Source organism: Microbacterium sp. EG9, assembly GCF_059759475.1.
This window is the reverse complement of the sequence record NZ_CM186217.1, coordinates 1,830,338-1,847,472: the sequence shown is the minus strand read 5'-3', so window position 1 is coordinate 1,847,472 and position 17,135 is coordinate 1,830,338. Positions and strand designations below refer to the sequence as shown.

General features: G+C 71.2%; 13 protein-coding genes. 6 read left to right on the top strand and 7 right to left on the bottom strand.

Annotated elements, in window-relative coordinates:
* Position 1: 1 nt before the first annotated feature.
* The 4 genes from AC6CQV_RS08720 to AC6CQV_RS08705 form a co-directional block, all read right to left on the bottom strand.
* Positions 2-1,951, bottom strand: a complete 1,950-nt coding sequence (locus tag AC6CQV_RS08720) for a glycoside hydrolase family 13 protein (protein ID WP_498259248.1) — start codon at positions 1,949-1,951, stop codon at positions 2-4.
* 132 nt (positions 1,952-2,083) lie between these two features.
* Positions 2,084-3,016: a sugar ABC transporter permease gene (locus AC6CQV_RS08715; protein ID WP_060959322.1), complete on the bottom strand. Its 933-nt coding sequence runs from the start codon at positions 3,014-3,016 to the stop codon at positions 2,084-2,086.
* Position 3,017: 1 nt separating this feature from the next.
* Positions 3,018-4,649 carry an ABC transporter permease subunit gene (locus AC6CQV_RS08710; protein WP_498259247.1) on the bottom strand — a complete coding sequence of 544 codons (1,632 nt, stop codon included), beginning with the start codon at positions 4,647-4,649 and terminating at the stop codon, positions 3,018-3,020.
* A gap of 73 nt (positions 4,650-4,722) precedes the next feature.
* Positions 4,723-5,976: a sugar ABC transporter substrate-binding protein gene (locus AC6CQV_RS08705; RefSeq protein ID WP_191008316.1), complete on the bottom strand. Its 1,254-nt coding sequence runs from the start codon at positions 5,974-5,976 to the stop codon at positions 4,723-4,725.
* Positions 5,977-6,209: 233 nt separating this feature from the next.
* Between AC6CQV_RS08705 and AC6CQV_RS08700 the strand changes: the two genes are divergently transcribed.
* From AC6CQV_RS08700 to AC6CQV_RS08685, 4 genes are all read left to right on the top strand, one after another.
* On the top strand, positions 6,210-7,223 hold the full coding sequence (locus AC6CQV_RS08700; protein ID WP_498259246.1) for a LacI family DNA-binding transcriptional regulator: 1,014 nt from the start codon (positions 6,210-6,212) through the stop codon (positions 7,221-7,223).
* A 69-nt stretch (positions 7,224-7,292) separates the two neighbouring features.
* Entirely contained in the window at positions 7,293-8,855 is a 1,563-nt protein-coding gene (metG, locus tag AC6CQV_RS08695; RefSeq protein WP_191008317.1) for a methionine--tRNA ligase, read from the top strand.
* A gap of 173 nt (positions 8,856-9,028) precedes the next feature.
* Positions 9,029-9,892 carry a TatD family hydrolase gene (locus AC6CQV_RS08690; RefSeq protein WP_498260694.1) on the top strand — a complete coding sequence of 288 codons (864 nt, stop codon included), beginning with the start codon at positions 9,029-9,031 and terminating at the stop codon, positions 9,890-9,892.
* A gap of 97 nt (positions 9,893-9,989) precedes the next feature.
* Positions 9,990-10,658: a hypothetical protein gene (locus AC6CQV_RS08685; protein WP_498259245.1), complete on the top strand. Its 669-nt coding sequence runs from the start codon at positions 9,990-9,992 to the stop codon at positions 10,656-10,658.
* A gap of 29 nt (positions 10,659-10,687) precedes the next feature.
* On the opposite strand, the gene AC6CQV_RS08680 is transcribed toward AC6CQV_RS08685, so the two are convergent.
* From AC6CQV_RS08680 to AC6CQV_RS08670, 3 genes are all read right to left on the bottom strand, one after another.
* Complete coding sequence (locus AC6CQV_RS08680) at positions 10,688-11,974, bottom strand: MFS transporter (protein ID WP_498259244.1); 1,287 nt, start codon at positions 11,972-11,974, stop codon at positions 10,688-10,690.
* A 160-nt stretch (positions 11,975-12,134) separates the two neighbouring features.
* On the bottom strand, positions 12,135-13,091 hold the full coding sequence (locus AC6CQV_RS08675; RefSeq protein ID WP_101305995.1) for a LacI family DNA-binding transcriptional regulator: 957 nt from the start codon (positions 13,089-13,091) through the stop codon (positions 12,135-12,137).
* Positions 13,088-14,395 (bottom strand): glutamyl-tRNA reductase, encoded by a 1,308-nt coding sequence (locus AC6CQV_RS08670; protein ID WP_498259243.1) that lies wholly within the window; start codon positions 14,393-14,395, stop codon positions 13,088-13,090. Before AC6CQV_RS08670 ends, AC6CQV_RS08675 begins: the two co-directional genes overlap by 4 nt.
* Positions 14,396-14,588: 193 nt before the next feature.
* Between AC6CQV_RS08670 and hemE the strand changes: the two genes are divergently transcribed.
* Together hemE and AC6CQV_RS08660 are read left to right on the top strand one after the other, a co-directional pair.
* On the top strand, positions 14,589-15,623 hold the full coding sequence (gene hemE, locus AC6CQV_RS08665; RefSeq protein ID WP_498259242.1) for a uroporphyrinogen decarboxylase: 1,035 nt from the start codon (positions 14,589-14,591) through the stop codon (positions 15,621-15,623).
* Positions 15,620-17,131 (top strand): protoporphyrinogen/coproporphyrinogen oxidase, encoded by a 1,512-nt coding sequence (locus tag AC6CQV_RS08660; protein WP_498259241.1) that lies wholly within the window; start codon positions 15,620-15,622, stop codon positions 17,129-17,131. Before hemE ends, AC6CQV_RS08660 begins: the two co-directional genes overlap by 4 nt.
* Positions 17,132-17,135: the final 4 nt, after the last annotated feature.

Sequence of the window (17,135 nt, the reverse complement as noted above, 5' to 3'; positions counted from 1 at the left end):
GTCAGAGCTCCGGTCCGCCGAGCTGGGCGAACGCCTCCGGCGTCGATTCGGCGGACGTCGCGCGGGCGGCGGGCGCGTCGACGCCGGGAAGCGCCCACGCGGCGAACGACGCGCCCGTGCCGCGCAGCCGCACCGCGCCGCTCGGGTCGGCGTCGAGGCGGACCGCGCCGTACAGTGGCCGTGCCGCGTCGGCGCCGATGAGCGCGCCGCTGGGCAGGATCACGTCGAGGTCGGTGGAGGCGGCGACCACGAGCACCGCCTCTTCGGCGCTCTCGCGCACGAAGGCGACGGAGCCGGCGTCGGCGTGCAGCCAGCGCAGGCCGCCGGTCGAGAGTGCGCGATGGCCTCGGCGCAGCCCGATGAGCTCGCGGTAGAGCGCGATGCGGGCGGAGATCGCGGGCTCGTCGGCCCGGTCCCAGGGGATCGGCGTCCGGCTCATCTCGCCGTCGACCGCCTCGAGGCCGAACTCGTCGCCCGCGTAGACGACCGGGATGCCGGGGAGGGTCATCGACAGCCCCACCGCCGGCACGATCGCCTCCTCCGTCGCGTACGTCGCGAAACGGGCCGTGTCGTGGGTGTCGAGCGCGTTCATGGTGCCCAGCTGCACGCGCCACGGGATCTGGCTCGTGAAGCGCTGCAGCTGTCGGACGAACTGCTCCGCGGTGTAGCGCGGCATCCCCGTCGGCAGACCGAAGAACCACATCTCGTCGGTGACGCGCCCGTCGAACCCGCGGTGCGGGAGGGAGCGCGGTTCGGCCAGCCAGGCCCAGACGCCCCGGGTGAACGCCGGATACGTCATCCCGCCGTGCCAGGCGTCGCCCTGCAGGTCGCTCGCCGCGTCGTTGGTGGACTCCGCCAGCAGCAGGGTGTCGTGCGCGACCTCGACCATGGTGCGTCGCAGTGTCTGGCGCACCTGCGCGTTGCGGTCCTCGGCGCCGAGTCGGCCCGTCATGTTGGCGACGTCGATGCGCCACCCGTCGATGCCGTAGGGGGCCGTCAGCCAGCGCGCGACGACCGACTCGGGGCCCTCGATGAAGCGGCGGCGCAGCTCTGCCGAGCTCCAGTCGAACTTGGGCAGCGTCGCGGCATCCAGCCAGGTCTCGTAGACGGTGTGGGCCTCGTCGCGGAAGTAGTAGAACGCGGCTTCGGGGGCCTCCGGAGACCCGTAGGCGGCGCGGAACCACTCGTGCGCCACTCCGGAGTGGTTGGTCGTCAGGTCGCCGATCACGCGGATGCCGCGGCCGTGCGCCGCCGTGATGAGCCGGCGATACGCGTCGTCGCCGCCGAGCAGCGGATCGACGAGGTCGAAACGGGATGCGTCGTAGCGGTGGTTGGACTCGGCCGGGAAGACGGGCGTGTGGTAGAGCGCCGTGACGCCGAGGTCGACGAGGTGGTCGAGCTTCTCGACGGCACCGTCCAGGTCGCCGCCGTAGAGCTGGCGGCTGCGACCGGGGTGGGTCGGATCCAGCGGTTCGTCCCACGCCGCCGGCAGCGCCCACGGCGGGGCGGGGCGATCGTCCGCCGCGGCGGAGCGCGCGAAGCGGTCCGGGAAGATCTGGTACAGCACGGTGTCGGTCATCCAGGTGGGCGGCGGGTTCCCGGCGACGAGGGCGAAGTCCTGCGCATCGAGGGCGTCGATGTCGGACAGTCCCGTCTGGCTGAGCACCTCGACCCGGCCGTCCGCCGCGACGAGGTGGAAGCGGTAGCCGTGGCGGGGGTTGGCGACCACGATGCGCGCCGACCACCACTCCCATCCCTCGGCGGTCCCGTCGTGCACGGCCTCGACCCAGGCCGGCTCGTGGTCCGGGTTGCTGCGCACGACGACGCGGACGACCGGTCCGTAGTGCGCGGGGACGCGCAGGCGGACGGTGACCTCGTCGCCCAGCGCGGGGTCGGCGTGCGAGACGTGCAACGGCGAGCCGTCGTGGTGCGGGCGTGCGGGATCGATCATGAGAACCTCCGGAAGGATGCCGACGCGCACGTCGGCGATGGATGCGACGTGGTTGCACGGAGGTCCGTGACAGAGCCCTCTGATTGTGTACTGGTGGCGTGTGGTCTGGTGGCGCCGCCGAGCGGCGGAGCCCTACTTCACCGAGCCGGCCGTGAGGCCGCCGACGATGAAGCGCTGCAGCGACAGGAAGAGCGCCATCGGCAGGATGGCGGCGAGCACGGCACCGGCGGCGAAGACGCTCCAGTTGCGCGCGGTCTCCTGCGACACGAACTGATACAGCCCCACGGCCAGCGTCTGCTTGTCGGGATCGACGAGGATGACCGAGGCGATCAGGAAGTCGTTCATCGTGCCGATGAACGAGAGCAGCCCGATCACGGCGAGCACCGGCGCCACCAGGCGCAGGATGATCGTGAAGAAGATGCGGGCGTGCCCCGCCCCGTCGATCTTCGCGGCCTCGTCGATCGAGGCCGGGACGGTGTTGAAGAACCCGTACATCAGGAACGTGTTCACCCCGAGCGCCCCGCCCAGGTAGACCATGATCAGTCCGATCTGGGAGTTGAGTCCCAGCGCCGGGAAGATGTCGCCGATCGCGCTCATCAGCAGGAAGATCGCGACGACGGCGAGCAGCTGCGGGAACATCTGCACCAGCAGGAGCGTGAGCAGGCCGAACCGGCGCCCCGAGAACCGCAGCCGCGAGAACGCATACGCGGCGAGCGCGCACAGCACGACCGTGAAGAAGGAGGTCGTGAGCCCGATGAACACGGAGTTCACGAACCAGTTGCCGTAGGGCCGCAGCGGATCCTGGAAGAGGGCGATGTAGCTGCCGATGTCGACCTTGGCGAACAGGCTGTTGGCCGTCAGCAGCGTTCCGCCGGGGTTCAGCGACGCCGACAGCACGTAGACGAGCGGGAACGCCGCGAACACGAGCATGACGATGCCGACGAGGTGGCGCCAGCCGGTCTCGCGGAACCAGCGGCCGAAGGGGCGCCGCGGGTGCGTCGCGGCCGTCGCGGCCGGTGCCGCGGGTGCCGCGGCGGTGCGGGGGAGGGTGTCCGGGACGGTCATGTCAGTTCAGCTCCTCGAGAACCTTGGTCTGGCGGAAGCTGAGGTAGGAGATGACCGCCACCAGCACGAAGATGATGATCGAGAACGCGCTGGCCAGTCCGTAGTCGCGCTCCGCGCCGACGAAGGCCACCTTGTAGACCATCGAGATGAGGATGTCGCTCGCGCCCACGTTGATGGAGGCGTCCGCGAACCGCGGCCCGCCGCCGGTCAGCATGTAGATCAGGTTGAAGTTGTTGAAATTGAAGGCGAACGACGAGATCAACAGCGGCGCGACCGACACCAGCAGCAGCGGGAACTTGATGTGGCGGAAGATCTGCCACACACCCGCGCCGTCGACGCGGCCGGCCTCCTGGATGTCGTCGGGGATGGCCTGGATCGCCCCCGTGGTGACGAGGAACATGTAGGGGAAGCCGAGCCAGAGGTTCACGACCAGGATGGAGATCTTGGACAGCAGGGGGTCCTGCAGCCACGGGATCGCCGCCCCGCCCAGGAGCGTCTGGTTGATGAAGCCGAAGTCCTGGTTGAACATGCCCTGCCAGACCAGGGCGGACAGGAAGGCGGGGAAGGCGTAGGGCAGGATCATGATGACCCGGTAGTACTTCTTGCTCTTCATCCGCGGATCGTTGAACACGATCGCCAGGAACAGGCCGAGGGCGAACGTGGTCGCCACCGACAGGATCGCGAACACGAACGTCCAGACGAGCACCGCGAGGAACGGGCCCCGGATGGACTCGGTCGTGAACGCCCGCACGAAGTTGTCGCCGCCGACCCAGACCTGCCAGCCGGTGGCGAGGGTCTGCCCGTCGGCGGACGCGAACGAGCCGTTGCCGTTGTCGGTGTAGACGACACCGGTGTCGGTGTTCGTCATCGTGTCGGCATCCGCGTCCCACACGAGCGTCGAGACGTACTGGTAGGCCGTCGAACCGTCGCGGGTCTGCAGCGTGCCGTCGTTCGGATCGTCCGAGAAGGGCACGGCCATCGCGGACACGGCCTGCTGGTCGGCGACGAGACGGGCGAAGTCCAGCGTCGTGTAGCCGGGCAGCGAGACGGCGCGGCCGCCCGAGAACTCGGCATCCGGCGCCGCGGCGAGAGGCCGGTCGGCGCCGCCGATCTCGGCCTGTCCGTCCGGCGTGGTGACCAGGAAGAAGAGGGAGCCGTCCTTCTCGAGCACCGACACGGGGTAGGCGGCCGAGTCCTCGACGCGCTGCTGGTTCTGGATGAGGAGCGCGTTGACCGCATCGTCCTTGCTGGACACGTGACCCGAGCCGTAGTTGGTGAAGGCGATGTAGATGCAGTACAGGACGACGAAGATCTGGAAGACGAAGAGGAAGACGAGCCCGGGGGTCAGGTACTTCGCGGGAAGCAGGCCCGGCTTCAGGTACACGACGTTGATCGCGAGGATGCCGAGGGCGACGACGGCGGCGACGAGGAGGCTGTCCTTGGTCAGCAGCACCAGGATCGCGTAGACCGCCATCGCGTCGATGATGCCGAGGCAGACGATCTTGACCAGCCACACCTTCCAGCCGGCACCGGCGGCTTCCGCCCAGGCCTCGGCGCGTCTGCGGCGCCGAGCGGCGGCGCGGTCTTCGGGCGCGCGCGTCGGGGGCGGCGCGGCGATGGTGGGGCCAGTCATCTTCGACTCCTGTCGGGAAGGGTGGGGGAGCGGTCGAGGAGGGGCGGCGGTGCGGCCGCCCCTCCTCGCGGGATCAGCCGAGCTTGCTCGTGATCGAGTCGGCCATCGTGGTCCACTCCGCGGCCGGGTCGGAGACACCCTTGATGAGGGCGGCCTCCGTCTTGCCCCAGTCGTCCCAGACCGAGCCCATCTGCGGGATCGAGGGCATCGGCACGGCGTTCGCGCCGACCTTCGCGAAGCCCTCGACGATCGGGTCGGACTGCGCCGCCTCGAAGGCGGCGGTCAGTGCCGGCGGACGTCCGCCGGCCTGGAAGAGCGCCGTCTGGACGTCGGCGGTGGCGATGTAGTTGACCAGGAACTCGTTGGCGATGAGGGCGTTGCTGCTCTTGGCGCTGAGGAAGAACGTCTGCACGCCGGCGAACGGCTGGGCGTCGCCGCCGCCCGCGGTGGGGATGGCGTCGACGGCGACGTCGATGCCGGCCTTCTGGGCATCCGCGACGTTCCACGGGCCGGTCAGGAAGTACGGCGACTTGCCGGCGTTGAAGGCCTCCTTGGCGAGGTCGCCGGAGAGGTTCAGGTTCAGCACCTTGGTGCCGGTGTCGCCCTGCGCGGCGAGCCAGGCGGCGAACTTCTGTCCGCCCTCGTCGCCGATGGTGAGCTTGCCGGCGTCGTAGGAGCCGTCGGCGTTGCGGGCGAACACCGAGGTGCCGAACGACGTCTGGAACGGGTAGAGGTGGTACGGGTCGGACGCCTGCGGGTCGAGTCCGACGACGAACGGGTACTCCGTGCCGGCGGCGCGGCCCTTGGCGATCATCTCGTCGTAGGTGGCCGGAGTCGAGTCGGCCAGCGCGGTGTTGCGCAGCACCGCGATGTTCTCGATCGCGTAGGGCAGTCCGTAGGTCTTGCCTTCGTAGGTGACGGCTTCGACGGCGACCTTCTCGAAGTCGGCGGCCTTGTCGCCGAGCTCGACCGGGGCGACGATGCCGTCCTTGACGAACGCGCCGATCCAGTCGTGGCCGCCGATGGTGATGTCCGGGCCCTTCCCGGTCGGAACCTGCGCGGTGAACTCGTCGCGGATCTTGCCGTAGTCCTTGACGACGAGGTTGACCTTCACGCCCTTGTCCTGCTCGAACTTCTTCGCGACGTCCTCCAGGGCGCGTGCGCGGTCGGCGTCGACCCAGACGGTCAGCTGGCCGCTGGTCGCGGCCCCCGCGTCTGCGCTGCCGGTGGGCTGTGCACTCGAGCCGCCGGAGCAGCCGGCCAGTGCCAGGATGCCGGACGCGACGAGCAGTCCGAGGGCGACGGCGCCCTTCTTCTTCACCTTCATCGGTGTGCCTCTCTCTGGGATCACAGGGGGAGAGGGGCCGTAGCTCGGCTGCTCCGCCGCCCTGGGGTGATGTCGCACCGGGTGCGAACGCCCTCAATTGTGCGGTCGGAAATCGAAAGATAACGGCTTCGTTATCGAACTGTGACCGGTTACAGTTTCGCGACTGTGATCGGTTACAGTGAGGGGTGCTCTTCGAGCGGGAATCGTTGTAGACACCGGTAGAGTCGGCTCTCGTGACACCGAGTGACGTGCCGAGGAAGCCGACCATCCGCGACGTGGCCGCGGCGGCCGGCGTCTCGTACGGAACGGTGTCGCGTGTGCTCAACGGCGGACACTGGGTGTCGCCCGAGGCCCGGGCCGCCGTCGACGCCGCGATCGTCTCCACGGGCTACACCACCAACCAGGCGGCGCGGAGCCTTGCGACCGGGAAGACCGGCTCCCTCGCCTTCCTGCTGACTGAGTCGCAGCACGTCCTCCTGTCCGACCCGAACATGGCGCTACTGCTGCGCGGCGCGACCGACGCGGTCTCCGAGCGGGGGATGACGCTCGTGCTCCTCATCGCCGACACCGAGCGCGAGCAGGCCAACGCCGAACGCTACGTCCGCGCCGGTCACGTGGACGGCGTGCTGCTCGTCTCCTCGCACGACTCCGACGATCTGCTCGGCTCGCTCGTGAACGCCGGCGTGCCGACGGTGTGCTCCGGCATCCCCCTGTGGGAGGGTCTCGCCGTGCCGCACGTCGCGATCGACGAGGTGGGCTCGGCGCGCACGATGACGCGGCACCTCATGGATGCCGGACACCGCCGCATCGCCCTGATCACCGGGCCGCTGGACACCCCCAGCGGACGCTTCCGCCTCGACGGCTTCCGCGAGGAGCTCGGTGAGCGCTTCGACGAGGACCTCGTCGAGGTCGTGGCGTTCACGCGCGACGCCGGCGCCGCGGCGATGGCCCGCCTCCTGGAGCGTGCCCCCGACGTGGATGCCGTGTTCGCCGCCAGCGACCTGCTCGCCGTCGGCGCGGCGCAGACGCTCGCCGCGCAGGGGCGCCGCATCCCGCAGGACATCGCGCTCGCCGGCTTCGACGACTCGGGTCTCGCCGAGGCGCACACGCCGCCTCTGACCACGATCCGCCAGCCCTGGGCGCAGATCAGCGCGACCATGGTCGAGATGGTCATGGACGCCATCGCCGGCCGCCAGCGCGACGCCGTCGTCCTTCCCACGACGCTGATCGTCCGCGAGAGCGCCTGACGGCGCGAGAGGGCTCCGCGGCGTCGTCACACGGGGGAGGCGACGGTCGCCCCGAACTAGAATCGACGGGTGACATCTGGTCAGTCCTTCTACATCACGACGCCGATCTACTACCCGAGCGATCTGCCGCACATCGGCCACGGGTACACGACGGTCGCCGTCGACACCCTCGCGCGCTGGCATCGCCAGGCGGGAGACGACACCTGGATGCTCACCGGCACCGATGAGCACGGGCAGAAGATGCTCCGCGCGGCGGCCGCGAACGGCGTGACGCCGCAGGAGTGGGTCGACAAGCTCGTCACCGAGTCGTGGTTCCCGCTGCTGAAGACGCTCGACGTCGCCAACGACGACTTCATCCGCACGACGCAGCCGCGCCACGAGGAGCGCGTGCAGCAGTTCGTGAAGGCGCTCTACGACCGCGGCTACATCTACGCGGGCGAGTACGAGGCGCTGTACTGCGTCGGCTGCGAGGAGTTCAAGCCGGAGGCGGAGATCGTCGACGGCACCGGGGCGTTCGAGGGCCTCAAGGTCTGCGCGATCCACTCCAAGCCGTTGGAGCTGCTGCAGGAGAAGAACTACTTCTTCAAGCTGAGCGAGTTCCAGGACCGCCTGCTGGAGCTCTACAAGACCGAGCCCGACTTCGTGCGGCCCGAGTCGGCGCGCAACGAGGTGGTCTCGTTCGTGCGATCCGGGCTGAAGGACCTGTCGATCTCCCGCTCGGCGTTCGACTGGGGCATCACCGTGCCGTGGGACCCGTCGCACGTCATCTACGTGTGGGTCGACGCGCTGCTCAACTACGCGACCGCAGTCGGGTACGGCACCGATCCCGACCAGTTCGCGCGGCGCTGGCCGGCCTACCACGTCGTCGGCAAGGACATCCTCCGCTTCCACGCCGTCATCTGGCCCGCCATGCTGATGGCGGCCGGGCTCGACGTGCCCCGCGGCGTGTTCGCCCACGGGTGGCTGCTCGTCGGCGGCGAGAAGATGTCGAAGTCCAAGCTGACCGGCATCGCCCCGACCGAGATCACCGACGTGTTCGGATCGGACGCGTACCGGTTCTACTTCCTCTCGGCGATCGCGTTCGGCCAGGACGGCTCGTTCTCGTGGGAGGACCTGTCGGCGCGCTACCAGGCCGAGCTCGCGAACGGTTTCGGCAACCTCGCCTCGCGCACGACCGCGATGATCGAGAAGTACTTCGAGGGCATCGTGCCGCCGCCGGCCGCGTACACGGAGGGCGACCTCGGCATCCAGAAGATCGTGGCGGATGCCGCGTCGGCCGCCGATGCGGCGATGGAGCGGTTCCGTCCTGACGAGGCCATCGCCGCGATCTGGACGATCGTGGATGCGCTGAACGGCTACATCACCGAGAACGCGCCGTGGGCGCTGGCGAAGGACGACGCCCAGCGCGCGCGCCTCGCAACGGTGCTGTACACGGCGGCAGAGGGTCTGCGCGCCCTCGCGGTGCTGCTCAGCCCGGTGATGCCGGTGGCGACGCAGAAGCTGTGGGTGGCGCTCGGGCATGCGGGGCGTCTGCAGGACCAGCCGCTGCGTGAGGCCGGGAACTGGGGCGTGCTCGTCCCCGGTACGAGCGTGAACGGGCTCGAACCGCTGTTCCCGCGCATCGACCAGTAGGAATTCCCGCCCGTCTCGCCCGTCTGTGTCCCACTTGCGGCGCGGCATGTCCCCAAAGATGTTCCCTGGGGGTGCGCTATTCGACAGAGAGTGGGACACGGACACGCGGCGGGGCCAGTGCGCCGGCGCGATGAAGAGAGGGGATGCCGGTGAGTGACGCCGTTGATCCGTCGATGTACGTCCGCGTGCGTGAGAAGAGCGCGCGCGACGTCTCGTACCCGCCGGCGCCCGAGCCGCTGCCCGTGCCGGTGTACGACAACCACACGCACCTGGAGATCGAGGACGGCGAGGGGCTGCCGCTCGACGAGCAGCTGCGTCGCGCGGTCGAGGTGAACGTGATCGGGGCCGTGCAGGCCGGCGGCGACATCGAGTCGAGCCGGTGGTCGGCGTGGGCCGCGGCATCCCACCCCCGCGTGCTCGCGGCGGTGGCGATCCATCCCAACGAGGCACCCGCGTATGCCGAGCGAGGCATGCTCGCCGAGGCGATCGCCGTGATCGACGAGCTCGCCGCGCAGCCGCGCGTGCGCGCGATCGGCGAGACCGGGCTGGACTTCTTCCGCACCGACGAGGCGGGACGTCCCGCGCAGTTCGAGAGCTTCGAGGCGCACATCGCGCTGGCGAAGAAGCACGGCATCGCGATGCAGATCCACGACCGCGACGCGCACGAGGCCGTGCTGGAGACGCTGGAGCGGGTCGGTGCCCCCGAGCGGACGGTGTTCCACTGCTTCTCCGGCGACGCCGACATGGCGCGCATCGCCGCCGACCGCGGCTACTGGCTGAGCTTCGCGGGCAACATCACCTTCAAGAACGCGCAGAACCTGCGCGACGCGCTGGCGGTGACGCCGCGTGAGCGGATCCTCGTCGAGACCGACGCGCCGTTCCTCACGCCCACGCCGCTGCGCGGTCGGCCGAACGCGCCGTACCTGATCCCGGTGACGGTGCGCTTCATGGCCGAGGAGCTCGGGATGCCGCTCGACGAGCTGTGCGCGCAGTTGGCGGCCAACACGCTCGAGGTCTACGGCGCGTTCGAGGACTGAGCGGCGCCGATCGGCCCACTCGCCCCCCTCGCTCCCGGCATCGCCCGCCGTCCGTCACACTGGGGATATGGAGTTCGGCGGGGTTCTCCCGGAAGACGTGCCCGATCCGAGTGTCGCCTCCGACGCGCGGCTGCGCGCCGTCGCGTTCCCGGTCTTCCAGTTGCGCCCGCAACCGGGCATCACACGTCTGCCGATCACGGGCTTCACGGAGAGTTCGGGGTGGGCAGGTCACGAAGAGCTGACGGTGGAGTTCTCCTACACACTGTGGCGGTACCCCGAGGACCGGTCCGATCCGCGGAATGAGATCGAACTCGACGAGCAGACACGGCGTTCCATCGAGGAGGAACCGCCGTGGGGGCGACCAGCCTGGCTCGTCGAACAGGCCCAGTTCTTCCGATACCCGATGCTGTGGAGCGCCGTCCGCACGGCGTGGCAGGCATCGCCCGACCCGGAGAGGCATGCGCTCGCCCAGCTGCTCGTCGACCACACAAATGACGTGCTGCGCAACGTCTACCGCGAGGAGCTGGGGCTGCCGGCGATTCCCACAGGTTTCCCGGATGACGGCGACTGGCGCGCGACGCCGACGTCGGTGGCCCCGGCCTCGCTCACCGTCGACGGCCGCGACCGCTCCGGCCTGCACATCGACACCGACCCGTTCGTCTACGCTTTCGGGTTCCGTGCAGACGACAGTGTCGTCTGCACGATCGTGCTGCCGCGGGACAGTCTGCCGTTTCTCCACCTGGGGATCACGACCCTCCCACGATGAGACGCGCACGCGCGGACGTTCGTGCCTCGTCACCGGGGCTCGTCGGCACCGCTGTCCGTCTCTGCCAACACCGGCTTCGCCGCGGCGATCGATGAGATCGAGCGCCAGACGAGGAGGAGCGTCAACGCCGATCCGCCGAACGCGAACCACCAGGGCGCCGTGAGGCCCCAGGTCTGAGCGATCACGCCGCCGAGCGCCTGACCGATCACGAGCCCGGCGAAGACGCCGACCATGTTCACCGACGCGATGCGGCCCTGCAGCGCCAACGGCACGAGGCGCTGGCGGACGGTGGTCGAGATCGTGGCCCACACGAACGCGTACACGCCGAAGCCGAACATGATCACGAACGCGATCGCCGGCACCGTCGTCAGCGCGAAGGCGAGATGCATGACCACTTCGAGCGTCAGACACACCCGCATGAGCGTCGCGAACGAGACGCGCCTCTCCAGCGCGCCGAAGATCCCGATCCCGACGAGCCCACCCAGCGCGGATGCCGTCGTCAGCGCTCCGTAGCCGACCGGCCCCATGCCGAGGTGGTCGGTGGCGTACAGGACGAGGATGCCCCAGGGGGCGGCCCAGGTGATGTTGAAGACCAGGATGATCATCACGAGCGTCCGCACCGGCGGGTTCGCGCGCAGCCAGCGAAGGCCCTCGCGGATCGGCTGAGCGGGCCGCTCGGCATCCGTCTTTTCGCGCTCGGGGATCGGCGTACGGGCGATCCGTGCGATGAGCACGATGGCCAGCGTCACGCAGACGATCTGGGTGACGAACGGCCAGAACGATCCCATCGCGAACAGGAAGGCGCCGAGCGGCGGACCGGCGAGCTGGTTCGCGACCAGGTAGCCGGCCTGCAGCCGGGCGTTGCCGAGACCGAGATCCGCGGGGCGGACGAGCATCGGCAGCAGCGTGCTGCCGGCCGTGTCGGCGAACACCTCCGCCGTGCCGTACAGGAACGCGGCCACCAGCACGATCCACACGCTGACGGCGCCGGTCACGAGGAAGGCGACGAGGCCCGCGACGACGAGCGCGCGCAGGGCGTTCGCGACGATGACGAGGCGACGGCGGTCGTGATGGTCGGCGACGGAGCCCGCGAACAGTCCGAACAGCAGCCACGGCAGGTACTGCATCATCGCGCCGGCGGCGACGAGGATCGGCGAGCTCGTCAGCGAGGCGATGAGCAACGGGGATGCCGACAGTGCGATGCCGTCGCCGAGGTTGCTCGTCCATGACGAGGCCAGCAGCCAGCGGAAGTCGCGCCCCAGGCGGCGGGGAGCGACGATCTCGCCGACGGCGCGACGGGTTCCGAGCGTGGGCATCCTGACATCGTAGGTGCGGCCGCCGACGTGCCGAACTCCTCCAGAATCACGACCGCCGCGCGGCGGACGCCGCGAAACCGGGGCTCCGCGGCCGCGGGCCGGCGTCGTTGGAGGAGTTCGGGACGAGTCGGCGGGCCGCAGGCCGCGCCGGCCGTCGGGCTCAGCGGGTGGTGGAGCCGCGGACGAGCTCGTACGGCAGCTCGATCGAGCGCGGCGCCTCGCCGGCGTCGAGCGCGGCGAACATGACCTCGGGGGCCTTCTCGGGGTGCAGGCACAGGTGGGTGACGCCCAGTCGGGTGTTCATCTCGCAGTCGATCGTGCACAGGACGAGCAGTTGCACGTCGCGCGGCATGACCGTGTCGATCTCCTCCAGGTGCAGGTAGATCTCCGGCCCCTCCTCGCAGTACGCGAAGACGGCGTCGACGTCGGCATCCAGGAGCTCGTGCAGCGCGGGCACGAGGCGTCGTCGCCCGGCGTCCACCCGGGCCACCAACGGTGTGCGCCCGTTGAGGGCGCTCCAGGCCAGGTAGGCGCTCTCGCCGAGCTGGTCGCGCGGGACCTCGCTCTCGTCCACGAGGAACCCGATGCGCTGCGCTCCGGCGTCGGCCAGATGCGCGAGGCCCGCGCGCACGGCCGCGGCGTAGCCGGTGCGGATCGTCAGCACCCCGCCGGGGACGGTGAGGTCGTTCGCGGCGACGGGGATGCCGGCGGCCACGGCGTCGCGCAGGATCGTGCGGTCATCGGCGGGGTCGGGGAAGTAGAGCGCGTCGATCTGCGCGCCCGACAGGAGGTCGGGGCGGCTGTCGGGCAGCACCGTCACGGTGAAGCCCCGCGTCGCCCCCGCCTCGACGAGCGCGTCGAGCTGGCGTGCGCGCTGCAGCGCCCGGCGCCCGTCCTGCAGCGAGTTGGCGGCCATGACGAAGCCGATCGACATCGTGCGGCCGCTGCGCAGCGCGCTCGCGTGCTTGTTGGGCGCGTAGCCCAGTTCGGCCGCGACGGCCTTGATGCGCTCCCGCGTCTCCGCGCTGAGGTTGCCGCGGCCGTTGAGCGCCTGGCTGATCGCCGCCGTCGACACCCCCGCCCGCGCGGCGACGTCGCGGAGCGTGACGCGTGTCATCCGCGTCCGCCGTCGCCGTCGCCGTGGTCGCGCGCGTCGCCGTCATCCGCGCGGGTGCGGGGATCGCCGGCGGCGGGGAAGACGGTGTCCACCGCGTGGGTCCAGGCCGTTCCGGAGCCCGCGGCGGCCAGCGTGTGCCCCTGGGAGATCAGCCCGTGCAGCAGCGCGCCGGAGAAGTGCCGCAGGGCGGCCTCGGTCTCCGCGCTCCCGCCGCGGGTGCGCGCCCGCTCGAGCTCGCGGTCGAGCACCGCTTGAACGTGGGTGCGCATGTGGACGACCGCCGGTGCCACCTCGTGCACGCGCCGCGCCATCGCGTGACGCTGCGCCGCGGTCTGCACGATCAGGCGGGCCTCGCCGATGGTGGCGAACTCGTCGATCGGTGCGTGCACGCGGATGGTGTCGAGGTCGAGCAGTTCGATCTCCGGGAGCGATCGGAGCCCCGGATCGACGTTGCGCGGCATCCCTAGATCGATGATCAGCTGGGGCGTGGCGAGTCCGGCGCGCGCGGCGCAATGGTTCTCCACGTCGAGGGCGTAGGTGTCGGTCGTGGTCGTGCAGGTGACGATGACGTCGGCGCGGGCGGCCTCGGCGGCGAAGTCCTCGGCCGACACCGCCGTCAGGTGCTCCCGTTTCGCGAAGCGGTCGCGTCCGGAGCGCGAGTGCACGCGGATGTCGACGGCGCCGACGTCGCGCAGGGCCGCGAGGGATGCCGCGGCGTAGCGCCCCGTGCCGATCAGGAGCACGCGGGCCTGTTCCCAGGAGCCGAGGCGGGAGCCGGCGAGCTCGACGGCCAGCCGCACGAGCGATCGGCCCGACTCGCCGAGCCTGGTCGAGTTCTTGACGGCACGCGAGGTCTCCGTCGCGCGCTGGAAGAGATGCTCGAGGGGCGCGGTCGTGACCCCCTCCCGCCGGGCGGCGTCGAGGGCGCGGCGCACCTGTCCGGCGATCTCGTCCTCGCCGACGGCGACCGAGTCCAGGCCCGACGCCACCGAGAAGAGATGCTGCGCGACGTGGTTGCCGTGCGCGAAGTCGACCGTCTCGCGCACGTCGCGGAAGGGGAGCGCCGACAGCTCGGCGAGGCGTTCCATCGCGGCATCCATCGCCGGCAGCGGCGAGGCCTCGTCGGGCCCGTCGGCCAGGTCGAAGTAGGCCTCGAACCGGTTGCAGGTGGCCAGTACGACCGCTCCGCGGATGCTCTCGTGCGCCGCCGTCAGGTCGGTCGCGACGGTGTCTCCGACGACCGACAGCCGCTCCAACGCCTCGAGGGGAGTGGTGCGCTGATGGGCGGAGAGGCAGACGAGCACGCGGGTCCAGTCGGATTCGGATCGGAAGGGAACGTGATTAGTATAACGATTAACGCCCACTCGAGTCCGTCCCGTCGGGAGCATCATCATCACCTCCTCCACCGCCGCCGCCGCTCACCCCCTGACCGCGCACGGCACCTCCGCCTCACGTCTGGTCCGTGCCCTCCGGGGCGAGCGTCCCGAGACGACGCCGGTGTGGTTCATGCGCCAGGCCGGGCGCTCCCTGCCCGAGTACCGGGCGCTGCGCGCCACCGGCACGATGCTCGACGCGTGCCTCACCCCCGAGCTCGCCAGCGAGATCACGATGCAGCCGGTGCGGCGGCACGGCGTGGATGCCGCGGTCTTCTTCAGCGACATCATCGTTCCGCTGCACCTCGTCGGCGTCGAGGTCGAGATCGCGGCCGGGCGCGGTCCCGTCTTCCGCCACCCGGTGCGGACGGCGGCCGAGATCTCCGACCTCGTGCGGATCGACCCCGCTCTCGTGGAGGAGCGCGGCGACGCCGTCGTGGAGGCGGTGCAGCGCACCGTGGCGATGCTCGCGGAGGAGGGCGACCGCCGCGGCGAGGCGCTTCCCCTCATCGGTTTCGCCGGAGCGCCGTTCACGCTCGCGGCCTACCTCGTCGAGGGCGGTCCGTCCAAGGATCACCTCGCCGCCCGCAGCCTCATCCACTCCGAGCCCGCCGCCTGGGCCGACCTCACCGCCTGGCTCGCCGAGGTCACCGGCCGCTTCCTCGCCCTCCAGGTGCGTGCCGGGGCGAGTGCGGCGCAGCTGTTCGACTCGTGGGCCGGCGCGCTCGCCCCGGCCGACTACCGGCGTGCCGTGCTCCCGGCATCCGCGGCCGCGCTGGAGCCCGCCCGCGCCCTGCGCGGGGAGGGCATCGACGTGCCCCTGATCCACTTCGGCGTCGGCACGGGCGAGATCCTCGCCGACATGGCCTCGATCGGCGTGGATGCGCTCGGCGTCGACTACCGCGTCGACCTCGACGACGCGGTGGCCCGGATCGGCCGCGACGTCACGGTGCAGGGAAACCTCGACCCGGCGCTGCTGTTCGCTCCGGAGGACGTGCGCCGCCGCGCCGCGCACACCGCCCTCGATGCCGGGCTCGCCGCGCGGGCGCACGTGTTCAACCTCGGCCACGGCGTGCCGATGAACACCGATCCCGCCGTGCTCACCGACCTCGTGCGCACCGTGCACGACTGGCGCGCCCCCGCGGAGTCCGTGCGGTGAGTGCCGTCTCCACGGCGCCGCCCGCGACGGATGCCGACGTCATCGTCGTCGGCGCCGGCATGGGCGGGCTCGTCGTCGCCCATGACCTCGCCCGCGCCGGGTACGACGTGATCGTCGTCGACGCGGCGTCCGAGGTCGGCGGGCTGTTGCGGCGGGGAACGCTCGCCGGCGTGGACATCGACCTCGGCGCGGAGTCGTTCGCCACGCGCACCGACGCCGTCGCCACCCTCGTGGCCGATGCCGGGCTCGACCTCGAGCTGGTCGCGCCGCGCCCGCAGGGCGCGTGGCTCGCGGTGGCCACCGAGGACGGCGTCACCCGCGCCCGCCTGCCGCGACGGACCGTCCTCGGCATCCCCGCCGACCCCGAGGCCGACGACGTCGTCGCGATCATCGGTGCCGACGGCGCCGCGCGGGCCCGGGCCGAGCGGCGCCTGCCGGTCGAGGCGGATGCGGAGCCGTCGCTGTACGACCTCGTCGCCGATCGTCTCGGCGCTCGCGTGGCCGACCGCCTCGTCGACACGCTGTGCCGCAGCGTCTACTCGCGGCCCGCCGCCGACGCGCGGCTGTCCGCGCTGCACCCCGGCCTCTGGCGCGAGTTCGTCGCGCGGGGCTCGCTCCTCGAGGCCGCGGATGCCGTGGCGACCGGTCAACGCGCCGGCGCCGCCGTCGGCGGTGTCCGCGGGGGCATGTGGCGGCTTCCGGCGGAGCTCGCGGATGCCGCGGCGGCGCACGGCGCGAAGATCCGCACCGGCGTCGCGGTGCGTGCCGTGCGGTCGGATGCCGAGACGGTCACGGTCGACACGGCCGGCGGATCGCTGTCGGCGCGTCACCTCGTGATCGCGACGGGCCCCGCGGAGGCGGCGCGTCTGCTGGCGGGTGCGGGCGTTTCGACTCGCTCCGCTCGCTCAACGACCGGGAGCGCCCCCCGGTCGTCGAGCGAGGAGTGTGCCGGCGCCCTCCGGTCGTTGAGCGAGGAGCGCAGCGACGAGTCGAAACGCGCCCCCGCGCCGACGGCGGCGGGTGTCCGCCTCATCGCCGCCGCCGTCGCGCACCCCGGCCTCGCCGCCGAGCCGGTCGGATCGGGCGTCATCGCCGACCCGGCGCTGCCGACGGCGGCCAAGGCGCTCACCCACATCTCCGCCAAATGGGACTGGGCGCGCGCGGCGGTCCCCGACGGCATCCACCTCGTGCGGCTGTCCGCCCGCGACGCCGCCGCCGGCACCCTCGCCTCGGCCGACGACGTCGCGCGCGAGGTCTCGATCCTCACCGGCGTCGAGGTGGCCGCCGCCGACGTCGTCGACCTGGTCGTCCAGGAGTGGCCGGATGCCGTCGCCGCGGCCGCCGCTCCCGACGGGCTTCCGGCGCACGTCCATGCGGCCGGGGCCGTCGCGGCAGGGACGGGCCTGGCCTCCGTCATCCCGCACGCCCGCGCGCTCGCCGCCCGCATCGACGGTGCGCTGGCCGCATCCCCATCGCCGACCTCTCTTCCCACCCACCCGGTTTCCTAGGAGC